The organism is Arthrobacter sp. NPDC080086 (assembly GCF_040702285.1).
On record NZ_JBFBKP010000005.1, the window covers coordinates 61,427 to 81,760 of the forward strand.

The window sequence follows — 20,334 nt, forward strand, 5'->3', positions numbered from 1 at the left end:
GGACTCTCTAAGCAAACTAGGACTGGCCTCGAATGATCTTGTCCAGCCGAGCTTCAAGGCGCGCCGCTGCTGGTGGCTCGATGGCCCGTGCCGAAGCAACTCGGCCACGCAGCTCATTCCCAGGCCGGGTCTCGCCCTGTGCAATCCGATTTTGAATCGCCACGATGGAATTGTGATGCATATTCCGCAGTCGCAACGTGCCATCCCGCCGAATCGTGCCGGTGATAATGGCGGGTTTTCCTGGACGGATGACTGCGTCTTTGGCTGATTGAGTTTGAAGCCCTTGTCGTTGAATTAACGCTTTGATTTGAAACATGAGTGTCTTCGTAGCACAGACTCCAGACAGCGTTAGATCATCAACATAAAGCGTCATCGTTACGCATTTTTCCAAGCAAAGCGCTTCAATTTCGGAAAACAAGCGACGATGCGTGAAGTACGAAAGCAATGGACTAATGCAACTACCCGTCGGCAGGTGACCGTCCGCGGTACAAACCGTCGCCAACAGCCGCGCAACATCAAGAGAGCACCCTAAGTCCTTATGGAAGAAGCTCTTGACGTGATGGTAGGTCGTGCTCTCAAAAAATTTTCGGATATCCATCGCAACCACGGCTCCTCCGCTTTCGAGATGAGCCCGCGCATTTGTGATATGCGATCGCTTTTTCGTCGCCGAGTGCAAGAATTCTGGCCGTTGAATGCAGTCCAGATACTTCACGAGGCGATAGTGAATACGCAGTGTGGCCTCTGTTGGCTCCTGAATATTACGGGGCTCCTTGCCTGGCTTCGGCTGGTCGAGGAATCTGTTGTATGTGGGAGCCATACAGATAGCTTCCAGTTCCCCGACGGGAACATCGATCAAGGCAGCCAGCCGATGAGTACTTGTCAGCTTCCACAGCGGCGATCGTTCAATGGGATAGCGTGCTGATTTGTTTTTCCGCAAACGAGCACGCCCCACTGCCTTCTCGCGTCTATGCAACGGATTCTTCATCGGCAGCCACCCAGTCGAGGACTTTGAGAACTTTCGCCGCCATCGCAACGCGGATCTTTTCGCTACGACGATTTGAGTCTAGTTGTTCAGAGAAAAGCATTAAGCTCGAAACGGGGACGTCAAATACCGCCGCATATCGACCCAGCAAATCAACGGTAATCGCATGGGCCTTCTTGCCAGATTCGATCTCCGACAAATAGTTGTTGGAGATTTCCAGACGCTTGGCTAGTTCTTCCTGGGTCATCTGGTGGTATCGGCGAAGGTGGCGTAGCGCTTTGTGCAACATTTGAACACCTCCATTCAAAACAAGGACTAGACAGGGGTGTCAGTCGTTGTCACCTTGTCACCAGCGATCGAACAGCCGCGACACCAAAACTACAATGCGCAGCCATCCCATCATAAGTGACAACGTCTTGCGACTCGTCAGGACTCGCCGAAGCTTGCCCAAGTTATGCCGCCAAGACACTTCAACCGACTGTCGCCCCTGGTTGGGTATGGTCTTTTTAACCATAAGTACTCCTCATTACCCCGCGGCACGATTGCCTTGGGACCAGTACGTAATGAGAAAGCGAAGAGGGACGACTTTTCCCCTGCCTATCCGTTTCCGCCCGCCGCACCAGGCGGCGGGCGGGGGCGCCCAGAACGCGCGGTCCGGGGCAGTGTGTGGAGAGTTACCCCTCCGCAGACCCGATAAAAGGTCCTGGTACTACGCTGGTTTTGTCTTCAACGCCAACCAGCCTTCAGCATAGCACAATATTCGCTGCTGGCGAAATATTTTCGCGTACAGCGAAGTGGCGTTTAACGCCCGCTCACGCGGCTAGTGCTCGGGACCGACGAGCGCGGGCCCAACCTTTGGAGTCCTTTAGCGAGCCAGCCAACCTCGCAGGATGGCTGCGGCATTACCGGCGGGGAGAGCTACGTTGCCACTTGATCCGATGGTGCGGCCCACCACAAGTCAATCCATTGCGATCAGTTTCAGACCGCGCAGAGCCATCAACAGCGCGATGTTGCTGCCGGTAAGTGTGGTGCGATATCTCTCCCTCACGCCAATCTGGCATCGTCACGTCTACCGGCTGGATGCCCAGATCCCTGAGGCGGGCGCCAAGCACAACGGGGTCGCCGGCCGTCAATTCGTTGCCGTCCGCAAACGTAGCTTTGAGCATGTCTTTGCATTGAGTCACAGTGACTTTCATAGAGGCGCTCCCGGTAAGAAGAATCGCAATGGACGGGGCCACTAGGCGACGCGCACGCGCCAAGACTGTCGCGCTCAAAACAAGATCAGCGCAAGTGAAATGAAGCGTGTACTGGTCGACTAGACTTGGTCGCAGGGCGCGTGCGGCGACAATGCGCGCACGCGGAGCAGGCAAAATCCGATTTGCAAGAAGGCATGCACGGAATTGCGGAAGTGCCGGCTCCCCAACAATCTGAGCAATTCATGCCTCATCAGTGCACGGAATTACGTTGGAGCGCTATCGGGAACAGAATTGCGACAAAAACGAGAACAAAATTCGGAAAACGAACGAGCGCGCACGTCAGATCGGGGCCGCATTTGCGACAGAATAATCGGTGGAGCCCCCGGTTACGGGCTGCGCCACCGCGCAATTGGCATGAACAACGGAGCTAGCGCCATGAAGCCGACCTTCAGGGAACGACAGGAACTCAGGAAGCAGTTCACCAACGATGTCGACCGGATGCTGCTATGCATGCAGGAAGCCGGTTTCAAAGCAACTGACGATGAGGGGGTGCGGGCCTGGGCGGAATATTCCGACGACAATTGTGCCGGTTGGCTGACGCTTCCGGAAAGCAATGCAGCCTTACTGCAGATTCTGGTCAAGTATCTGCCGAGCGCGAGGTCACAACCTGTTTGGCGAGTCGCTGGAGGCGAAGCTGCCGACGGAAGCGGTGATCTGATCGTCCCGCTGCCTTACGATCTAGTTGAACAGTTGGGTTGGAAGGTCGGTGACGAGCTGTCGATTGAAAGGGTTGATCCCGACACCATGATGCTGCGGCGCATCTAGGTCGTATTCGCTTTGTCTGCAACCCTCGATTGGTCGGACGGTGCGGCCTCGTTTTGCTCTCGGATGTAACTTTTCCCATACTGTCTCGTAACGCAACCACAAGCGGGAGCATTTCGGGATGCCAAAGCCGCCGGTCATCGAAGAGCATCAGGTCCGACATCTGTGGTTGTTCGTTGCGCCGTGCGCGGCGGTGTTGATTTTCCATCCGGCGCACGCACGAAAAAGCAAGGGAGGCGTTGAGGGGGTAGCGGTGCCTATAACGCCATCGCACCTGTCGAGCGGCCGTGCCCCAATCCCAGACTGACTCCGGAAGCCGTTGATCCGCGTAACGCAGGCCAACATCCCGCAAGATTCCCTTGGCGCAAGCCCAATGGGAGATGGCGCACGATTGGATCGCGGCCTACAAACACCATGTTGACTCCACGGGGCCGATTAGTCGCTAGGCGCTGTACTCCGTTGGCTAACGCAGCGTCGGCGCGGACGCCGACAGCTGGAGCTCATGAGACCCACTTAACGGAATCGAGGGATCTAATGCGAATCAGCAGAATTCGCCAACGCAAAGCCGGTACCAAATGGCAGAGACGCCCGAATCCGTCATTACGGCACTGCGTTCCGTCAAAAAGTACCGAATTTCGGCCCATGTTTGCGTTGGAGCGGTCCAAGTACGACATTAGAAAAAATCCCCAACATCCATTCATCTCATAATTTGTGTTATGAAAACCTGAATCTTTGGCTCATCGAATCACGCTGGGAGCCAGTCCCGGCGCGGATTCAGCAGTTCGATGAGCCTATTAAAAGAATTGGAAATTTTTTCCGTTTTTTGCGATTTTTTGGCTTCCTCTTCGGCCAAAATTTTAAAAACTTCTCCGGTGTCCATTCCGGATTCTTTAGCAATTGCGTAGGCCTCCGGATATTTCGGAAGGCATTTACCGCTATAGAAGCGTTGCAATTGCTGCTGGTACATCCCCATCGCTAGTGCTGCTTGTCGCACGCTTCGTCCGTGCAAGGCTAGCTCAATCACGTCTCGAAAGCTCATAGCTAACTCCAATTGGTAGTGACTCACGGCGTGTGTCATTGTTCGCCATGACACATGTTGTGTGTCACCCGCAGTGTGTGTTTCCGCGGGTAAACATACCTCAATTTGCCCTCAGTGGCTTTGAAACACCGCCCGACCCCTGCGTCGGCACAACGGAGAAACAACATGAGCAAGTACAAGGCACAACTCATCTGCATCAACAGCAGCGATTGGGAGTTCGAAGGCAAGAAGGGCACGCGGCATCAAGCGCAGTTGATCATCACCAGTGCTCGCGAGGTGGACGGGAAGCAGGTTGAAGAGACTTTTGTCGCTCGCAAGAATCTCCCGGAGCAGTATGTCGGTACGCCTGCTGGCGAATACCTTCTTGAGTTGACCCCGTTCGCTGACAGCAAGGGCATGTTGGATTTCCGTGTGGCGTCGCTGGTGCCGTTCGGTCGTCCTTCGGCGTCGCCCAAAGCCGCTGCCACGGCGTCCGCGTGATTTACCTGATTGAACAGAAGCCCGGTGAAGCGATGAGTTTTGCCGGGCGTTTTCGGTTAACGGGGGTCGTGATGGTTGATCCGCATGACAACAAGACGATGCAGTTGCCGTTTTTGGTTCGCAAAGCTCGCGTTCGGTTTTGCGATTTCTTTGTGCATCGTGAGCTTGCAGAAGCGCTTAACCCGGCCTTGCTGCCAATGGTGAATCGGCAAGGTGCTTTGTTTTTGATGCAGCTTGGAGGCCTCGCCTCGCCATGGTGAAAAACGCACACATGAAACGGTCGCTGCTGCTGCTTGATCTGTGGCGGCGTGGTTTGGCGTTAGAGCGTGGTGATGCTGAGACGGTGGCTTGGAGTGGTTCGCTGTGTCGTGTTTCGTTGCACTCGCTCGGTGGCTTGATGGGGGTGTGGTGATGAAGCTGTTCGGTCGCTTTGATGGTGTCGTGAAGTGGGTCACGGCGTTGTTTCTGGGGCTTGTCGCTGCTGGTTTGGTGCAGGCGTGGCAGCAATTTCGTGGTGTGCCTGTGGAGAGAGAGCATGTCCCAACTGCTGATTTGTTCCTTGATGCTGTGCGCGTGGATTGCCCTGCTGATCCAGCGTATGCGCACGCCAGCGAGTGCATTCGTACACGACGTGGCGTGGGTTTTTTCTTCGTGGATGACAACGGCGTACCTCGTGTTGTCGCTGTGGTCGGCGTGGGGCGTGTCGAATGAAAGCCCGACATGTACTGACCTCGCTGGCCTTGATCGCGCTGCTGCTGTCGCCTGCAGCCTTCGCTGATACAGCGCAGTGCGACCCCGCTACCACGTGTGCACAGATGCAGTTGGACATGCTCACGCAGATACGGGATACGGCGGTGAAGAGCATGCAAGTGGTGATTGCTGCTGCCGCCTCGGTGGGCTTCTTGATCGGCATGGTGGTTGGGAGGTTGCGATGACGATTGTCTATGCATGGGTCGCTGGGGCTGGGTTCCTCGGCTTCTTCCTCGGTTGCATGCTGCGTTTCATGGCGCGTTTTGAAGAAGTCGTATAGCCGCGCGCGCCGATCTGTTGGATGGCGCATTCGTTTGTTCAGAGCGTTCGCCTCGTAGGTGCGTAGCGGGGCGAGTAGTGGAGGGTGGGGCCCACTTTCAGCGATGAACGGGGGTGCCTGGAGCGGATGCAGACGGGGCCCACTTTCAGCGCCGAACGGGGGTGCCTGGAGTGGATGCAGACGGGGCCCACTTTCAGCGCCGAACGGGAGTACCCGGAGTGGAGCAGACACGCGGCGCGCGGCGGAAGACAGACGGTGCCCTGGATGGTCGTCATGAATGAAATTCGTGGCGAGCGTAGCGGAATGGGTGTGGGCAAACCGGCGTTGACGAACCTGTGGGCAAGTTGTGTAGCGGGCGTGGGCAACGGCCGCATCGTTGTCCATCCCCGATGCACGGCTTGTCCACGGGTGAGTGCCGGAGTTGTCCACACTCTGTAGCGGAGTCCCCACGGGGGCTTGCCCCCGTGGGCCGTCTCGCACCGTCTGTCTTCCGCCGCGCGCCGCGTGTCTGCGGAACGGAGTGGGGAGGCTCACTTTCGGCGCTGAATGGGGGTGGATGCAGGAACGTAGGGCGGGGCCCACTTTCGGCGCTGAACGGGGGGTGGCTGCAGGAGTGGAAGGCGGGGCCCACTTTCAGCGATGAACGGGGGTGCCCGTAGCGGAGCGCAACGCGGAGTACCGAAGAGGCGGGCGTGGTTCAGATACCAAGACCTTAACGACGAGGTCGCGCGCGCCACGGATTTACGAATCTGGCCCAACACCGCCCGGGCCGGATGCATCAACAAGGGCGGGGAAAACAGTTGAAGGAAGCAATCATGAATCTGCTGAAGAAAGCCAATGCCAAGTACTGGGCCATCACTGCCGCTGCGTCGGTCGCTGCCATGTCGGCGCTGCCTGCCTCGGCGCAAACCGTCGATCTGTCGGGCGCCATCGCCTCGGCTGTCGATGACGGCGTGTCGCAGTTGAAGTCGGTGGCCACCACGAACGGGCCGAAGCTGATGGGCGCTGCCGTGATCGGCGTGCTGATCGGCGTGGGTATCAAGTACGTCAAGAAGCTGCGTGGTGCTGCCTAAGCTTCTAATGGGTCTGCTCGCGGGGCTTTGCCTCGCGGGCTGTGGCACGGTGCTTGATCCCCAATACGAGACCTTCTATGCCTGTGGGAAAGCGGATCACTTCTGCGTTTGGCAAAAGGGCTGAACGCCTACGGCTGGTGCTGCTTGCACTGGCCGTTTTTCTTTGCGGCTGGTCGTTGTCGTCGTCCGCTACGGTCACGGGTGGTGGTCGCATGGGCGCGATCTCGTGGGACTACGAACGGATGATGAATCAGACCATTCGTGCGCTGAACTCTCCGGCTGGTATCGCGATGGATGCGAACGGCGTTGTGCGCATCGGCTATGCAGGCAAGCGCATCGGGCAGATTGCGATGACGGAAACTGCTGCTATTGGGCTCGGTGATATTGCTGCTGTTGCTGCGCGCTCCGTCAACCCGGCAATGATTGCGTTGATGGTTGGTACGCTTGCAGTGGAAGGTTTGCAGCGTTGTATGCAGAGTCAGTCGGGGTGGTGTAAGCCGGGGCAGGTCAATAAGAGTCAGGGTGACGCTGGGTTCAACGGCCAGGGATGGTCTGGTCAGCTTTCTGGAGGTCCGCCGCGTGCTACGGGAGATAGTCCGCAATCTGCTTGTCAGGCTGTTGTCGATGCGTTTTCTTCGTACTGGAAATCGACGGGCTTTACTGCTGGTGCTGTGACGCCGCGTGCTGATGGGTCGTATTACTGTCCATTGGTGTGGCCTGATGGGATTAGTTACTCTGGTGCTGTTATCGGTTCGGATGCTGCGTGTGTTTCTGGTTATGTGCAGTCTGGTGGTAAGTGCGTTCCTGATCCGAGCGTCAAGGTTGATCCGGTGCCTGTGGCATATCCCGATGTTGCTGCTGCGTGGAATCGTCAGATGGCTGCGAATCCTATGGGTCTGCCTGACTACTGGCACGCGATGACTCCGGATGAGCAAGCCCAGGCCTCCGCCAATGCGCAGAATCAGCCAGCGCAGATTAATGGCTCGGACACGGTGAGCGACCCTGCTGCAAAGACCAGTACGGACACGCAAACCAAGCCCGATGGCACGACAGAGACGTGTACGACGACGACTGGCGTTCGTGTGCAGGCTCGGCCTAACACCAGTGCGACGGCGGGTGATTCGCCCCTCAACTATCAGGGCACCACGACCACGACGCGTAGCTGCCCGTCTACTGGCACCACGACCACGACGAATGGCCAGGACAGCGGGGATACTGGTAGGCAAACGGGTGGTGGGCCGGCTAGTGGTGTGACTGGCGGTGGTGGTACCGCGCCGAAGGTCGAGTTGAAGACGTGTGGTCTTGCTGATACGGGGCCGTGCAAGATTGATGAGAGTGGCACTGCCAGCTATGCAGAGCCAGCGGTTGCCAAAGACAAGATGGACACGGCTGACACGCAGTTGAAGTCGAAGCTTGCAGACATTGGGCAAACGAGGCCGGATCAGTTCGGCATCGGTGATGTGGTCAAGCCCTTGCAAGGCACCTGCTCCTCGTTTTCATACGCCTTGCCCAAAGCCACGGGCGTTGACTCAATGGACATCGATATCTGTCCGACGATCGACGCTACTCGTGATGTGGTCTCCTGGGTGTGGCTTGTAGTCAGCGCCCTGGTTTCCATCCTGCTTGTGCGTGACGCCATTAACGGAGCCTGATATGCCTTTGCTTGGTGCTTTGCTTTCTGGCTTGCTGACGTGGCTCGGTGGGCTGTTCGGCGAATTGATGGTTCGTCGTGTCGCCAACAACCTGCTGGTGGTCGGCGTCTTCGTTGCGGCGTTTGCTGCGCTGGTGGCTGTGATGAAGGCCGCGGCGTCTGCGCTGTTCGGCATGCTGCCCACCAATGAGTGGATTGCTCGCGGGCTCTATGCCGCGTTTCCGCCTGTCTCGGCGTACTGCATCAGCGCGGTGTGTACGGTGTGGTCTGCGTGCGCTCTCTATCGCTGGCAGGTCAAGTCCCTTGAGTTGACTGCGCGCTAGCAGTTAATTTCAAAAAACGGATCTGTCGGCGCAATCATCTGGCGTTGGCGGATCCGTTTTCTTTAACCAGGTCGGCGTTTTCAGCCTGCCGGCACGCAACAAAATTGCGCGGAAGCGACTCCGCGAGGAAGGGTGTCATGGCCATCTATCTCATCGAAGGGAAACTTGGGGCAGGGAAGTCTCTGGTTGCGACCGGCATCATCCGTGATGCGCTCGTCAGGGGCGTGCCTGTGGGCACCAATCTCGATCTGAATCTCGGTCCGCTCATCGGTTACAAGTCGAAGCTCGCGCGTGTTGTGCGCCTTCCTGACAAGCCGAAAGCGGAACACCTCCAAGCGCTCGGCAAGGGCAATGAGTCCTACGATGAGCGCCGCAACGGCGTGCTGGTGTTCGATGAGCTTGCGACGTGGCTGAACGCACGCACCTTTGCGGATAAGACGCGGCAGGCTGTGCTCGATTGGCTGGTGCACAGCCGCAAGCTCGGGTGGGACCTGTATCTGCTGTGTCAGAACATAGAGCAGTTGGACAAGCAACTGCGCACCGCCATCGTTGAGTACCGCGTCACGTGTCGTCGGCTAGACCGCATCGGCATTCCGGTTCTCGGTCCCATCATCAAGTTCGCCACCTTTGGGCTCGTCAAGCCGCGTCTGCCGCAGGTTCACATGGCCGTCGTCCGTTACGGCACCGAAGCCAATGCCGTGGTTGCCGATCGCTGGGTCTATCGGGCTAAAGACCTCTACAAGTGCTATGACACCCGGCAGGTGTTTGTGGACGATCCGGAGCAAGCGCCCTGGTCGATGTTGCCACCGGCCTATACCGACGGCTGGAAGCGTGTCAGGCGCTGTTTTTCGGTCAAGGCTAGGTTGGAGGAGACGCGACGCCTCTGGAAGCTCCACGAGGCTGGATTGGTGTCGTATGACGAATGGCGCGGCATGGTGAAGCGGATTTGACCGGCCGGATCAGACGGCACTGGCCTGTGCGCAGCGCGGGCCAGGGCCGGCGGAGCCGGCCCTACTTGTATCAATAACACTTAACGTACAGAGAACCGGGGAACCCAACAGATACGCGGGTTTCCGGGCAAAAGAAAAGCCCCGCATTGCTGGCAGGCAATCGGGGCGGTGGCACACAACACAACTGGAGAAAGTCATGCGCCATGACATTGTAGGCGAGCGAGCTAGCTTTGATAAGGGATATTGCTATCAGGAAGGCATCGCCGTTAGGCAGCGTATATTCCCCAATGGGCAGGTGGAGGTGTCAGGCTTCCCGATGACACAGTGGAAGCGCCTGGATCAGTTGCGCGATCGGTGGCGCGCCAAGGCCACCAAGCGTGGGGAGTCGGAGAATCGTGGTCAGAGCGTCGAGTCGTCCGCTCGGCGTGCCCGGCAGGCCATTCGGCTGCGTTGCAAGGCCATCGCTGCCAGCGTCATGCTCACGCTCAGTACACGCCAGCCCATCACGGAGTTGGATGAGTTCCTGAAGCTGTTTGACCGCTTCCGTCGCATCATGTCGAAGGCGCGCATCTTCCACTATGTGGCCGTCCCGGAGCTTCAGAAACGGGGCGCATGGCACCTTCACATCGCGGTAGAGGGTCGGGTGGCCAGACACTTTGCGATTCGCGCATGGCTGCGTGTCGTGGGCGGCAAGGGCAAGGGGTATTGCCACATTCGCAACCCCAACGGCGGCAAGGGTCGTGGTGCCTGGGAGGTCCATAAGCTGGCCGACTACATCTCCAAGTACATCGGCAAAGACGTTGATGGCCATGAGTTGAACCGCAAGCGTTATTGGACCTCGCGTGGCATCGTTGTGCCGCAGCGGCAGGTGTACGGCAACTGGGGCAACTATCCGTCGATGTATGAGGCGCTCAAGCCGATCTTGGCCGATCTGCACCGGGATTTTGGGGTGCATGACTTGGTGGCCTACGTGAGCGCTCGTGATGGGTCGTTCTGGATGGCTACAGGCCCACGGCCGGGGCATTTCTTTGGGCCGCCTAGCCCGTTTGAGACTGAGCAGGATCGTGTGCTGGCTGACATCCGTTCGGATCGTCTGGCAGTGTGAGGGGAAGCTGTCGTCGCTTGTGCATCGGGTACAGGCTGCGGCGGTAAGCTTCGGCGTCAATCTCTGAGAGTCGCAAAACTGCAACAGTCCAGGCTGGAATTGGGCGTGCGCCTCGGAGCCAATCGCGGATGGTTCGGGGTGTGCGCTTGAGCTTCTTGGACAGGACTTTGACGGTGTAGACCTTGGCCCAATAGTCGAATTCGGCGGGGTTGGCCCAGCGCTTTGAAGGGTCTTGCATAGGCAAAGAAAAAGCCTCCAGTTTTAGTGCTGGAGGCTTCATTTGTGGACCCGTCTCAGGTGGGTCTTTCCCTCGGTTCAGATTCCCATAATCGGTATTATGTAAAATAAAAAACCACGTGGCTGCCACCAACGACCTGCATGGAACGACCTAACCGTTCATGTGCAACCGGCGTAGCGGCACGGGTCGCCGCCGTGACGCCCGGCCTATTCAATCCCAACCGTCCGCTACCTACACTGCTCATGGAAAACATCGGAGCGAGCGTCGTGAAACTTTTCTACATGAACCAAGGCAGCCGCGGCGAGTATGGCACGCCCCCCTATCAGGACTACGACGTCGTTCTGATCGCGGAGAATCCCGCTGTAAAGCCTCGTTTTCAGGAGGTCTGGAAAGGCGGTGTACCCACTATGTCCATACAGGCCAAGGATTCGGACGGTCGCCTCCGCGTCATCACGGACGTGTTTGACCTCGACCTAACGCTGCAACAAGTCCGCCCCATGGTGACGTTTCAGCTTGCGCGGGAGGGGATTCGAATCGTGTTCGTTCATCTCAAGTCAGGAAACGAACGCGTGGCAACCCTCGCACTGCGCGCGGCAGCGACGCGTCTAACTTCCGAGCCCCGGTTCAAGTACCAGCAGAAACAACCAACCCTATGGATTGGCGACTTCAATCGTGCCGATGATGAATACCTGGTCGAAGAGTTGAACGCAAAGTGCATCTTTGCGGGAGGAGGCTTTTCAGATTGGAAGCTCGACCGCATCTACATTTCTGGCGACTGGAAGAACTTCGACGTTGAGGTGACAGAGGCTACCCGAGCTGCGGTGGACCACAATCACATTGGCATGGTCGCCGCAATCACCAGAAAGAGTTCGTAATGCAGCAGTCAAGCATCTCGGTCATAGCTAGACTTGTGGATGGTCACAGCCCAGTTCAGAGATTCTTGATCGCCCTGTTGCCTATGCCGGTGACACCCCTACCGGGTTCGAGCAAAACGTGGCGAACTTCCTGCCGAAGTGAATGGCGTATGAAATGCGCCTGATGGCCGAACGCTAGGTCAGCGATGGCATGGTGCCGGAGGCGGCGATGTGGAGCGATTGACCCGCATCCTCGGCCGCCCGCTGCGCTCGTACCGTGATTTTGCGACGGCGCTGGCTGGCGCAGCCGCAGGAGTCAGACAATCTTGAACGGAAGCCACACCGATGACCTGGGTGTCCGGTCGGTGTGGCTGCTTACGCTTTCTTCAAAAACTCTGGCTTGAGCAGATAGCTCACGCCATCGATCTTGCAATCGATCGGGTGGTCGCCCGAGACGAAGCGGATGTTCTTGATCTTGGTGCCGGCCTTGAGCGTGCCCGAACCGCCCTTGAGCTTCAGATCCTTGACGAGGGTGGCCGAGTCGCCCACGGCCAGCGGGTTGCCGTTAGCGTCTTTGATGACGGCCTCGGCTTCCACCTCTTCGTTTTGCGCGGCCGGGTTCCACTCGTGCATGCAATCCGGGCAGATGTAGAGGTCGCCGTCTGGGTAGGTGTTTTCAGAGCCGCATTGCGGGCAAGCAGGAATGGTCGGCATGGCGTACGGGAAAGCAGATAGCGGATAAGGGGGCGCACTATACCAGCCGGGTCGCCCCAGCCAGTTGACGAGCGTCACGCTGAGACCGCTTGAGCGCGTGCTGCCACGCCAGTTCGGTATGATCCCCTCCTCCACCTCTGAACACAGGAAGACCACCATGGGCGAAGCCAAACGACGCGGCACGCAAGCCGAACGCATTTCTCAGGCGCAAAGCCGGCTGGAGGCATTGCGCCCAGAAAAGCTGGTCTGCGGCGCCTGCCAGACCGCCTTTACCGAATTTGAAGGCATGGAGCCGCGCGATATGCCCGGTATCCACGCCATCTTCGGCGGCGAATGCCCGAACTGCGGCGAAAGCGTGATCTCCTTCAATGGCGAGCCCGAAGCCGTGGCCGCTGCCATGCTGGCGTATCAAGACGCCATGGAGAACGCCAAACTCGGCGCGCAAACGCAAGAGGGCAAGCACACGCCCTATGTCGATGACGAAGACAAGCCCACGCAGCACTGAGGCGTCCATGCAGAACACCCCGGCACGCCGCTACCGCCACTACAAGGGCGGCGAATACGAATGGCTGTGCGAGGCCACGTACGAGCCCGATCCCACCATCAAGATGACGGTGTACCGTGCCGCCAACGGCACGATCTGGACGCGCCCCTCCACCATGTTTCATGAGATGGTCGAAGTGGACGGCCAGCAGGTGCCGCGCTTTGCGTTGATTGATTGAGTACTTGTCGGAACGGATGACGCCACAGTGCAGAGCGTCCAGACGTTCCGGTTCGAGCGATGAATTGGCGGCGGAACTACGTGATGGTGATGCCCATCAACCGGTTGCGGCCCCGTGGCGTCGCCTGAACCCTGCATGCTCACCGTGCATCCGATCTCGTAGCTCAAAGGTGACCCGCACGCGCCGAGACACCTGCAGATAAACACCGCAAGTGCAAAGGAGCGCCACTGCCACACCGATGCCCAGGATGAGCGTGGACTGTGCGCCCGGCACACCGCCAGCCATCAGCGTCAACCCGATCATCGGCGGCAACAGCGCCATATGCACAATCATGGCGCGTCGGAACGCACTGTCATGCGTGGTGGCCAGGACCAGCACCGTCACGCAAGAGATGAGATACAAGAGCATGGTCAGGTTGATGGCCCCGCTGCCCGGCGTGTCGGCATTGAAAAGATCGGCGCCCGCTGTCTGCAAGGCGTCGACCGACAAGCCCTGCCAGAACACCCACGTTGGCCCGGCAATGGCCACGGCGACTACCCACGGCAGCCAGCCGGCCATGCCGTAGAGCGGATGGCGCTCCGCTTCAAGCGGGTCGATGTCGACCCAGTGATGCGTCAGCATGATGCACCCCCAACGATGCGCCCGTTCTCATGACGGGTTGCTGTCGACCAACGCCAGCGGCGTCTGCCTCCCCTGCTCTCTAGCTTAGGTCGCGCGGCCAAGCACGCAACGCAGGAGGAACCCTGAGCGCACAAGCCGCTTGTGCCACATCAACTACCGGCGGAAGAGCCGTGGGCGGTCTGGGTCGTACAGCGGGTCGGGCGTGATTTGCGTGAGTTGCAGCACGCCGGCGGGGTCGAAGTAGAAGTGCATCAATGATGGCCAGACATCGTCCGCCTTGAAGCGGTACGACCAGACCAGCCGATCCATACGGGGGAAGTACGCCGTCTCGACCGGTTGGCCGAAATGCCGCAGCACATCGTCCTTGGTCCAGACGCCGACCTTGGCCTGGGCAAATTCCAGGCTGCGCAGTACTTGCTTGAAGTCGATGAGCTTGCCGCTCGCGTCAAAGTCCGCCGCGTAGGTGAACTGGCCGTAGGGCTTGGTGGGATACAACCAGCGCGTGCCGCCGTCCAGCGGATACGTCTCGCGCGGGGGGCCGAACTGCGCCTGCACGGCCGATTCGTCGGCGCCAACGAGCCGCTGCCCCTTGGTGACCGGAGATTCCAATGCCGCACATCCGGCCGTTGCCACAGCCACCACCATCACACTTACTACCGTCAGCCAACGCATTGCGCGCATGACAGCTGTCTCCATCGCGTCCATTCAAGCGGAACAGTGTAGCGCTGCGCCATCCTTCAGCGGACTAGCAACGGGGCGATGTCGAGGTGCGTGGCAGCAAGGTGCGCGTCCGCGCGTGGCAGGCGCGGGATCGTGCCCAGATGCGGCGCGCTGATCCATCGGCGCAGGGTGGCCACGTTGTCATCCAAGCCCGCCATGGACGCATCGACCACGTTGCCGACCCAGCCAGCCAGGTGCAGCCCACGCGCCGCAATGGCCTCGGCGGTCAGTGCGGCGTGGTTCAGGCAGCCCAGGCGTAGGCCGACCACCAGTACGATGGGCAAGCCGAGCGCCACCGCCATCTCCGCCGTATCAAAGTCGTCCGACAGCGGTACGCGAAAGCCGCCCACGCCCTCCACCACCACGGCATCCGACAAGGTTTTGGCGTGCGCGAAGGCGTCGAGAATCGGCGGCAGCGTGATCGTCAAGCCCTCGCGCGCAGCGGCCAGGTGTGGCGACATCGGAGCGTCCAGCAACCACGGGCAGATCGTTGTGACCGGCAGGTCGACAGAGGCAGCTGCACGCAACTGCTCAATGTCTTCGTTGGATCGCTCAGCTTGGTCAGGCAAGGTACCGGCAGCAATTGGCTTGAGCCCGGCCGTGCGATAACCGGCATTGGCCAACTTGGTCAGCAATGCCGCGCTGACCAGCGTTTTGCCGATCTCCGTATCCGTGCCGGTGACGAAGCAATCAAAGCGGGTTGGCATCTCAAGCGGCCTTTGCCGGTTGCAGCGATTGGCCGGCCGCTTCCAGGGCATGCGCCAACCGCTCGATGTCCGCATCCGTATGCGCCGCCGACAGCGTGATGCGCAGCCGCGCGGTGCCCACCGGCACCGTGGGCGGGCGGATGGCGGCGATGCGGATGCCTTCGCGTTCCAGCGCGGCGGCCAGGGCCAGTGCGGGGGCATTTTCGCCAATCACGATCGGCTGGATGGCCGTGGGCGACGGCATCCATTCCCAGCCAAAGCGTGCCGACAGGCGTTGCGCATGCGCACTCCACACGGCGATGTGGCGGGTCAGGCGGGCACGACGTTCAGCGCCCTCCTCGCTCGCAATCACATCCAGTGCCGCCTCGACGGCGCACGCAATCGCCGGCGGCGTGGCCGTCGTAAAGATATAGGTGCGCGCACGCTGGATGAGCCAGTCGATCACCATGCGGTGCGCCACGATGGCCGCGCCCGAACCGCCCGCCGCCTTGCCAAAGGTACCGACATAAACCAAGCGCTCGGAACGCAACCCAAAGTGCGACAACACACCCGCGCCGTTCTTTCCCACCACACCCAGGCCGTGAGCGTCGTCCACGATCAGCCAGGCGTCGTAACGCTCGGCCAGCGCGAGCAGTTCGGGCAGCGGCGCGATGTCACCGTCCATGCTGAACACGCCATCGGTGACGATCAGCTTGTTGCGGCTCGTGCTGGCGGCCAGCAGCGCGTCCAATGCAGCCACGTCAGCGTGCGGATAAACCTTGACCGGTGCCCGCGACAACCGCGCGCCATCAATGAGCGAAGCGTGGTTCAGTGCATCGGAAAACACCGTGCAGTCCTGCGAGGGCTGGATGCCGCCGGCCTGTGCCATGGCACTCACCACGGCCAGGTTGGCCATGTAGCCGGTGCAGAAGAACAGTGCATCTGCCTCGGGGATGTGCGGCGCCTGCAGCGCAGCCATGCGCGTTTCCAATCGCGTGTGGGCAACCGAATGGCCGCTCACCAAGTGCGACCCGCCGCTACCGAAGCCGTACTGCCGCACGCCCGCCGTCGCGGCCTCAGCCAATGCCGGATGCGCAGCGAGGCCAAGGTAGTCATTGCCGCAAAAGCCGAGGATGTCGCGCGGCTCACCGCCCGGCATGCTGGTGCGCTGGCTGCGGTCGGTGGGGCTGTAGGCGGTACGGCGCACGCGGCGCAAGTGTGCGGCGTCAATGGCATCGAGGCCGGCCTGCAGGTCGTCAAGCAATCGCATAGGTGTGTCCTTCCGTTTCGCCAGTGGCCTGGGCAAGCGTATCTTCCAGCGTCTGTAGCGTGCGTTCGACCAACGTGTCGGTCTCTTCGTCGCTCAGCACATAGGGGGGCAGCAGATAGACGGTGTTGCCGATCGGGCGCAGCAGCAGCCCATGCGTGCGCGCCGTCAGTGCAAAGCGCTCGGCAAAGCGCGCACCGGCCACCTCGGGGTGGACGTCGAACGCAGTGATCATTCCCGTCTGCCGCAGATGCGCGAAGCGCGCGTCGTGCGACAACGGTGCCAGCCCCTGGGCGATGCGTGCGGCAGTCACGCGGTTGCGCGCGAACACGTCTTCCTCCGCAAACAAATCCAGCGTGGCCAGCGCCGCACGGCATGCCAGCGGGTTGCCTGTATACGAATGCGAATGCAGGAAGCTGCGCACGGGCGCATCGTCGTTGAAGGCGTTGTAGATGGCATCGCGCGACAGCACGATCGACAGCGGCAGATACCCCCCGCTGATGCCCTTGGACAAACACAGCAAGTCGGGCCACACGCCGGCCTGCTCGCATGCGAAGAAGGTGCCGGTGCGACCACAGCCCACGGCAATCTCGTCGGCAATCCAGTGCACGCCAAACTCGTCGCACAGCGCACGCACACCGCGCAGGTAGCTCACGTCGTGCATGGCCATGCCGGCGGCGCACTGCACCAGCGGCTCGATGATGACGGCGGCGATGGTGCCGGAGTTGCTGGCAAGGCAATCGCGCAAAGCCGCCAGGGCGCGTTCGGCAACGTCGGCGGCGGTCTCGCCCGGGCCGGCCAGGCGAGCGTCGGGTGAAGGCACGCGGTGCGATTGCAGGATCAGCGGGTCATACGCATCGCGGAAGATCGCCACGTCGGTCACGCCCAGCGCGCCGAGCGTTTCACCGTGGTAGCCGTGTTCCAGGCAGACGAAGCGGCTGCGGGCACCCTGCCCGGCATTCCGATGCGCATGGAAGCTCATCTTGAGCGCGATTTCCACGGCGGAGGCGCCATCCGAGCCGAAGAAGCTGTGGCCGAGCACGCCCCCCGTCAGGTCGACCAGGCGCTCGGCCAGTTCAACCGCCGGGCGATGCGTGGCGCCGGCCAGCATCACGTGTTCAAGCGAATCGAGCTGCGTTTTGAGCGCCGCATTGATATGCGGATTCGCGTGGCCGAACAGGTTCACCCACCATGAGCTGGTGCCGTCCAGATAGCGCTTGCCATCAAAGTCGATCAACCATGGGCCCCGGCCGCGCGCAATGGGCAACGGCGGCATGGCATCAAGCCGCGCGTTTTGCGTGCACGGATGCCAGACCGCCGCACGGCTGCGCGCCTGCCACGCCGCGTTGGCCGAGCGGGCACCTTGCGCGCCGTCAACTGAGACAGGGATGGGGGGATACGCCATACGAACCTCCAAGTAGCAACGCCGGCCCCGCGATGCAGCAGAACGGGGCCGGCACATGGCGGCGTATGGTAGGCGGCTTGCCGGTCAATCAACAAGCGGACAAATCAGCGCTTTTTGCGATAAAAATTACCGATAAAGCACGATGAAGCAATGTTTTTCGGCAAAACGTCGGCGGTCTTGTGGCGATCTTTGCGCAAAAAAAAATTCGGGAAATGCGGCGAAGCGCCTTTTTCGTCATCTGCCGGGACTGGCTGCCCATCAGGAGCGGGTGATATTCAGAATGTACTGAAAGTATGGCGCCGGACATTGCCGCCTCCTAGGGATAACCCTATACTCGGGAAAACCCTAGAGAGAACAACATCATGATCCAGCAAGCCTATTACACCCCGAAGTTCGCCGCCGAAGCGCAGGCACAAGCCGCCGACAGCAAGCCGCTGGCGCTGATGCGCGCCGTGTTCAACTACTTCCGCAACGGTTGGGATGACAACCTGGAAAACGCCGAAGTGGTTGGCAAGTCCGGCTCGTATATCGGCTAATCCCCGCTCCAGCAGTACATCAGGAAAAACGGCGCATCGGCGCCGTTTTTGTTTTGGGGCGTACGACCAGCGTGGTCAGCCCAGATCCCCGCCCCCAACCGGCAACACCGTCCCCGTGATGTACGAGGCTTCATCCGAAGCCAGGAACAGGATCGCCCTTACCTGCTCGTCGATCGTGCCGTAGCGGTGCATCAGGCTGCTGGCAATGGTCTGGTTGACGATGCCCTGGTACCAGACGGTTTCCTGCTCCGACAGCGGCGCCGCGTTGCGCGGGATCTTGCGCGGCGGCGCCTCCGTGCCGCCCGTGGCGACAGCGTTGACGCGGATGTTGTCGTCCGCATGCTCGAGCGCCAGGCTGGCCGTGAGCGCGTTGACACCGCCCTTGGCCGCCGAATACGGAATCCTGTAGATGCCGCGCGTGGCGATGGATGACACGTTGACGATCACGCCCTGCCTACGCTCCACCATATGCGGCAGCACCGCACGGCAGCACCACAGCGTTGGAAACAGCGAGCGGCGGATCTCCGCTTCGATCTGCGCCTCTTCATAGTGCTGATACGGCTTGGCCCAGATCGTGCCGCCGACGTTGTTGATGAGCACGTCAATGCGGCTGAAGGTGTCGAGTGCGGTCTGCACGGCATGCTGGGCGCCTGCGTAGGTTTCCAGATCGGCGGTGACGGCGTGGGCCTGGCCGCCCGCTGCGGCAATCTCAGCCTGCACTTCGTAGACCAGTTCCGCGCGGTCCACCAGCAGCACCTGGGCGCCCTCTTCCGCTGCGGCCATCGCGACGCCGCGCCCGATGCCTTGCGCCGCGCCGGTTACGACGACGGCCTTGCCTGAGAATCGTTGCATGGTCATGCTGCCTTCGCGTTCGGTGTGGCGTTGGGCGTGAACTTCTCGTAGTGGAAGCTGTTGGGCTTCACGCCTGCGTCGTCAAAGTAGGTGCGCACGGCGTCGACCATTGGCGGCGGCCCGCACAGGTAGACGTCCACGTCGCCATCGTTCAGGGCGTTGGCTGGGATGTGCTGCGTCACCCAACCCTTGCGCGGATGACTCGAAGCGGCGTCGGCCACGACGGTGGCGTAGCTGAAATTCGGCAACCGCGCCGCATAGGCCTCGAGCGCATCGACTTGCACGAGGTCGAGGTCACGGGTCACGCCATAAATCAGATGCACCTTCTGCTGCGAATGGCCGCGCGCCAGCACCTCGAGCATCGACAGGAACGGCGCGAGGCCCGTGCCGCCAGCCAAGAACAACAGCGGACGCTGCACCTCGCGCAGATAGAAGCTGCCCAGCGGCCCCTGCAGATCGAGCTTGTCGCCCGGCCGCGCGGCTTCGAGCCAGTGGCTCATCACACCGCCGGGAATCTTCTTGATCAGGAAGCTGACCTTCGCTTCGCCGGGCGCCGATGAGAACGAATACGAACGGTGCTGACCGCTCCCGGGCACGCCGATATTGACGTACTGTCCAGGCAGGAACACCGGCGCCGTGGCATCCACATCCAGTTCGAGCACGACGGCGGCATCGTTGTGCAACTCGACTTTCGACAGGGTTGCGCCGAAGCTGCTCTGCCCGGTCTTGCATGTGGTCGAGGTGGTCGGCACCGCGATCACGCAATCGCTTTGCGGCACCATCTGGCACGTCAGCACGAGGCCGGTGTTCTTCTCGTCTTCGGTCAGGGCGTCCTCGATGTAATCGTCACCGAGGTCGTAGCTGCCGCTCTCGGCGCGGCACTTGCAGGTTCCGCAGACGCCATCGGAGCAGTCCATCGGCAGGTTGATCTTGGCGCGGAAGGCGGCGTCGAGCACCTTTTCCCCCGCTTTGCAGTCGATGAACCGCGTGACACCGTCCTCGAAATTCAATGCAACTGTGAAACTGGACATGGGATACCTCCGCTGCCTCTTGCGCGTGTCCTATACG

General features: G+C 60.4%; 26 protein-coding genes. 14 read left to right on the forward strand and 12 right to left on the reverse strand.

From position 1 onward, the window contains the following. Positions 1-16: 16 nt before the first annotated feature. Both AB0305_RS03695 and AB0305_RS03700 read right to left on the reverse strand, forming a co-directional pair. A complete protein-coding gene (locus AB0305_RS03695; protein WP_366171474.1) occupies positions 17-985 on the reverse strand; it encodes a reverse transcriptase family protein in 969 nt (322 codons plus the stop codon). Next, positions 966-1,271, reverse strand: a complete 306-nt coding sequence (locus AB0305_RS03700; protein WP_311529531.1) for a helix-turn-helix transcriptional regulator — start codon at positions 1,269-1,271, stop codon at positions 966-968. Before AB0305_RS03700 ends, AB0305_RS03695 begins: the two co-directional genes overlap by 20 nt. A 1,342-nt stretch (positions 1,272-2,613) precedes the next feature. On the opposite strand from AB0305_RS03700, the gene AB0305_RS03705 reads away from it, so the two are divergent. Then, on the forward strand, positions 2,614-3,003 hold the full coding sequence (locus AB0305_RS03705) for an AbrB/MazE/SpoVT family DNA-binding domain-containing protein (RefSeq protein WP_311529532.1): 390 nt from the start codon (positions 2,614-2,616) through the stop codon (positions 3,001-3,003). A gap of 742 nt (positions 3,004-3,745) precedes the next feature. Here AB0305_RS03705 and AB0305_RS03710 read toward each other — a convergent pair. Next, the gene (locus tag AB0305_RS03710; protein ID WP_366171477.1) at positions 3,746-4,039 is read right to left on the reverse strand and encodes a hypothetical protein; all 294 of its coding nucleotides are present in this window, start codon (positions 4,037-4,039) and stop codon (positions 3,746-3,748) included. A gap of 165 nt (positions 4,040-4,204) precedes the next feature. Here AB0305_RS03710 and AB0305_RS03715 point away from each other — a divergent pair, with 165 nt between their 5' ends. The 10 genes from AB0305_RS03715 to AB0305_RS03760 all read left to right on the forward strand — a co-directional run bounded on the left by AB0305_RS03715 (position 4,205) and on the right by AB0305_RS03760 (position 11,764). Continuing rightward, on the forward strand, positions 4,205-4,519 hold the full coding sequence (locus tag AB0305_RS03715; RefSeq protein WP_366171479.1) for a hypothetical protein: 315 nt from the start codon (positions 4,205-4,207) through the stop codon (positions 4,517-4,519). After that, a complete protein-coding gene (locus AB0305_RS03720; protein WP_366171481.1) occupies positions 4,516-4,779 on the forward strand; it encodes a hypothetical protein in 264 nt (87 codons plus the stop codon). The genes AB0305_RS03715 and AB0305_RS03720 overlap by 4 nt, the downstream gene beginning before the upstream one ends. Positions 4,780-4,927: 148 nt before the next feature. Continuing rightward, on the forward strand, positions 4,928-5,230 hold the full coding sequence (locus tag AB0305_RS03725) for a hypothetical protein (protein WP_366171483.1): 303 nt from the start codon (positions 4,928-4,930) through the stop codon (positions 5,228-5,230). Continuing rightward, positions 5,227-5,454, forward strand: coding sequence for a hypothetical protein (locus AB0305_RS03730; RefSeq protein ID WP_366171485.1), 228 nt, complete (start codon positions 5,227-5,229; stop codon positions 5,452-5,454). The genes AB0305_RS03725 and AB0305_RS03730 overlap by 4 nt, the downstream gene beginning before the upstream one ends. Positions 5,455-6,364: 910 nt before the next feature. Then, positions 6,365-6,622, forward strand: coding sequence for a hypothetical protein (locus tag AB0305_RS03735; protein WP_366171487.1), 258 nt, complete (start codon positions 6,365-6,367; stop codon positions 6,620-6,622). 137 nt (positions 6,623-6,759) lie between these two features. Then, positions 6,760-8,274: a hypothetical protein gene (locus tag AB0305_RS03740; protein WP_366171489.1), complete on the forward strand. Its 1,515-nt coding sequence runs from the start codon at positions 6,760-6,762 to the stop codon at positions 8,272-8,274. A gap of 1 nt (position 8,275) precedes the next feature. After that, positions 8,276-8,596, forward strand: coding sequence for a DUF5455 family protein (locus AB0305_RS03745; RefSeq protein ID WP_366171491.1), 321 nt, complete (start codon positions 8,276-8,278; stop codon positions 8,594-8,596). A gap of 137 nt (positions 8,597-8,733) precedes the next feature. Then, positions 8,734-9,546 carry a zonular occludens toxin domain-containing protein gene (locus AB0305_RS03750; RefSeq protein WP_366171493.1) on the forward strand — a complete coding sequence of 271 codons (813 nt, stop codon included), beginning with the start codon at positions 8,734-8,736 and terminating at the stop codon, positions 9,544-9,546. A gap of 196 nt (positions 9,547-9,742) precedes the next feature. After that, positions 9,743-10,651, forward strand: coding sequence for a hypothetical protein (locus tag AB0305_RS03755; RefSeq protein ID WP_366171495.1), 909 nt, complete (start codon positions 9,743-9,745; stop codon positions 10,649-10,651). Between the two features lie 480 nt (positions 10,652-11,131). Next, a complete protein-coding gene (locus tag AB0305_RS03760) occupies positions 11,132-11,764 on the forward strand; it encodes a hypothetical protein (RefSeq protein ID WP_366171497.1) in 633 nt (210 codons plus the stop codon). A gap of 354 nt (positions 11,765-12,118) precedes the next feature. Here the strand turns inward: AB0305_RS03760 and AB0305_RS03765 are convergent, their stop codons facing one another. Beyond that, positions 12,119-12,457: a zinc ribbon domain-containing protein YjdM gene (locus AB0305_RS03765; protein ID WP_366171580.1), complete on the reverse strand. Its 339-nt coding sequence runs from the start codon at positions 12,455-12,457 to the stop codon at positions 12,119-12,121. A 157-nt stretch (positions 12,458-12,614) separates the two neighbouring features. Between AB0305_RS03765 and AB0305_RS03770 the strand changes: the two genes are divergently transcribed. Beyond that, on the forward strand, positions 12,615-12,962 hold the full coding sequence (locus AB0305_RS03770) for a hypothetical protein (protein ID WP_366171499.1): 348 nt from the start codon (positions 12,615-12,617) through the stop codon (positions 12,960-12,962). A gap of 7 nt (positions 12,963-12,969) precedes the next feature. Continuing rightward, positions 12,970-13,179, forward strand: a complete 210-nt coding sequence (locus AB0305_RS03775) for a DUF1653 domain-containing protein (RefSeq protein ID WP_366171501.1) — start codon at positions 12,970-12,972, stop codon at positions 13,177-13,179. 96 nt (positions 13,180-13,275) lie between these two features. On the opposite strand, the gene AB0305_RS03780 is transcribed toward AB0305_RS03775, so the two are convergent. From AB0305_RS03780 to AB0305_RS03805, 6 genes are all read right to left on the reverse strand, one after another. Further along, positions 13,276-13,800: a hypothetical protein gene (locus AB0305_RS03780; RefSeq protein WP_366171503.1), complete on the reverse strand. Its 525-nt coding sequence runs from the start codon at positions 13,798-13,800 to the stop codon at positions 13,276-13,278. A gap of 153 nt (positions 13,801-13,953) precedes the next feature. Then, complete coding sequence (locus AB0305_RS03785) at positions 13,954-14,496, reverse strand: hypothetical protein (RefSeq protein ID WP_366171505.1); 543 nt, start codon at positions 14,494-14,496, stop codon at positions 13,954-13,956. 41 nt (positions 14,497-14,537) lie between these two features. Beyond that, a complete protein-coding gene (gene bioD, locus AB0305_RS03790) occupies positions 14,538-15,227 on the reverse strand; it encodes a dethiobiotin synthase (RefSeq protein ID WP_366171507.1) in 690 nt (229 codons plus the stop codon). Between the two features lies 1 nt (position 15,228). Next, the gene (gene bioF / locus AB0305_RS03795; protein WP_366171509.1) at positions 15,229-16,476 is read right to left on the reverse strand and encodes an 8-amino-7-oxononanoate synthase; all 1,248 of its coding nucleotides are present in this window, start codon (positions 16,474-16,476) and stop codon (positions 15,229-15,231) included. Beyond that, complete coding sequence (gene bioA / locus AB0305_RS03800) at positions 16,463-17,878, reverse strand: adenosylmethionine--8-amino-7-oxononanoate transaminase (protein WP_366171511.1); 1,416 nt, start codon at positions 17,876-17,878, stop codon at positions 16,463-16,465. The genes bioF and bioA overlap by 14 nt, the downstream gene beginning before the upstream one ends. An 88-nt stretch (positions 17,879-17,966) precedes the next feature. After that, the gene (locus AB0305_RS03805) at positions 17,967-18,185 is read right to left on the reverse strand and encodes a hypothetical protein (RefSeq protein ID WP_366171513.1); all 219 of its coding nucleotides are present in this window, start codon (positions 18,183-18,185) and stop codon (positions 17,967-17,969) included. Between the two features lie 55 nt (positions 18,186-18,240). Between AB0305_RS03805 and AB0305_RS03810 the strand changes: the two genes are divergently transcribed. Further along, positions 18,241-18,414 carry a hypothetical protein gene (locus AB0305_RS03810; protein WP_366171515.1) on the forward strand — a complete coding sequence of 58 codons (174 nt, stop codon included), beginning with the start codon at positions 18,241-18,243 and terminating at the stop codon, positions 18,412-18,414. 75 nt (positions 18,415-18,489) lie between these two features. Here AB0305_RS03810 and AB0305_RS03815 read toward each other — a convergent pair whose 3' ends face one another. Next, positions 18,490-19,272, reverse strand: a complete 783-nt coding sequence (locus AB0305_RS03815) for a 1,6-dihydroxycyclohexa-2,4-diene-1-carboxylate dehydrogenase (protein ID WP_366171516.1) — start codon at positions 19,270-19,272, stop codon at positions 18,490-18,492. Next, positions 19,269-20,297: a benzoate 1,2-dioxygenase electron transfer component BenC gene (benC, locus tag AB0305_RS03820; protein ID WP_366171518.1), complete on the reverse strand. Its 1,029-nt coding sequence runs from the start codon at positions 20,295-20,297 to the stop codon at positions 19,269-19,271. The genes AB0305_RS03815 and benC overlap by 4 nt, the downstream gene beginning before the upstream one ends. Positions 20,298-20,334 lie beyond the last annotated feature (37 nt).

Excerpts from the sequence above, each read along its gene's own strand:
- AB0305_RS03695 (WP_366171474.1), bottom strand. The coding sequence starts at position 985 with ATGAAGAATCCGTTGCATAGACGCGAGAAGGCAGTGGGGCGTGCTCGT.
- AB0305_RS03700 (WP_311529531.1), bottom strand. The coding sequence starts at position 1,271 with ATGTTGCACAAAGCGCTACGCCACCTTCGCCGATACCACCAGATGACC.
- AB0305_RS03705 (WP_311529532.1), top strand. The coding sequence starts at position 2,614 with ATGAAGCCGACCTTCAGGGAACGACAGGAACTCAGGAAGCAGTTCACC.
- AB0305_RS03710 (WP_366171477.1), bottom strand. The coding sequence starts at position 4,039 with ATGAGCTTTCGAGACGTGATTGAGCTAGCCTTGCACGGACGAAGCGTG.
- AB0305_RS03715 (WP_366171479.1), top strand. The coding sequence starts at position 4,205 with ATGAGCAAGTACAAGGCACAACTCATCTGCATCAACAGCAGCGATTGG.
- AB0305_RS03730 (WP_366171485.1), top strand. The coding sequence starts at position 5,227 with ATGAAAGCCCGACATGTACTGACCTCGCTGGCCTTGATCGCGCTGCTG.
- AB0305_RS03735 (WP_366171487.1), top strand. The coding sequence starts at position 6,365 with ATGAATCTGCTGAAGAAAGCCAATGCCAAGTACTGGGCCATCACTGCC.
- AB0305_RS03745 (WP_366171491.1), top strand. The coding sequence starts at position 8,276 with ATGCCTTTGCTTGGTGCTTTGCTTTCTGGCTTGCTGACGTGGCTCGGT.
- AB0305_RS03750 (WP_366171493.1), top strand. The coding sequence starts at position 8,734 with ATGGCCATCTATCTCATCGAAGGGAAACTTGGGGCAGGGAAGTCTCTG.
- AB0305_RS03755 (WP_366171495.1), top strand. The coding sequence starts at position 9,743 with ATGCGCCATGACATTGTAGGCGAGCGAGCTAGCTTTGATAAGGGATAT.
- AB0305_RS03760 (WP_366171497.1), top strand. The coding sequence starts at position 11,132 with ATGGAAAACATCGGAGCGAGCGTCGTGAAACTTTTCTACATGAACCAA.
- AB0305_RS03765 (WP_366171580.1), bottom strand. The coding sequence starts at position 12,457 with ATGCCGACCATTCCTGCTTGCCCGCAATGCGGCTCTGAAAACACCTAC.
- AB0305_RS03770 (WP_366171499.1), top strand. The coding sequence starts at position 12,615 with ATGGGCGAAGCCAAACGACGCGGCACGCAAGCCGAACGCATTTCTCAG.
- AB0305_RS03775 (WP_366171501.1), top strand. The coding sequence starts at position 12,970 with ATGCAGAACACCCCGGCACGCCGCTACCGCCACTACAAGGGCGGCGAA.
- AB0305_RS03780 (WP_366171503.1), bottom strand. The coding sequence starts at position 13,800 with ATGCTGACGCATCACTGGGTCGACATCGACCCGCTTGAAGCGGAGCGC.
- AB0305_RS03785 (WP_366171505.1), bottom strand. The coding sequence starts at position 14,496 with ATGGAGACAGCTGTCATGCGCGCAATGCGTTGGCTGACGGTAGTAAGT.
- bioD (WP_366171507.1), bottom strand. The coding sequence starts at position 15,227 with ATGCCAACCCGCTTTGATTGCTTCGTCACCGGCACGGATACGGAGATC.
- bioF (WP_366171509.1), bottom strand. The coding sequence starts at position 16,476 with ATGCGATTGCTTGACGACCTGCAGGCCGGCCTCGATGCCATTGACGCC.
- bioA (WP_366171511.1), bottom strand. The coding sequence starts at position 17,878 with ATGGCGTATCCCCCCATCCCTGTCTCAGTTGACGGCGCGCAAGGTGCC.
- AB0305_RS03805 (WP_366171513.1), bottom strand. The coding sequence starts at position 18,185 with ATGTCCGGCGCCATACTTTCAGTACATTCTGAATATCACCCGCTCCTG.
- AB0305_RS03810 (WP_366171515.1), top strand. The coding sequence starts at position 18,241 with ATGATCCAGCAAGCCTATTACACCCCGAAGTTCGCCGCCGAAGCGCAG.
- AB0305_RS03815 (WP_366171516.1), bottom strand. The coding sequence starts at position 19,272 with ATGACCATGCAACGATTCTCAGGCAAGGCCGTCGTCGTAACCGGCGCG.
- benC (WP_366171518.1), bottom strand. The coding sequence starts at position 20,297 with ATGTCCAGTTTCACAGTTGCATTGAATTTCGAGGACGGTGTCACGCGG.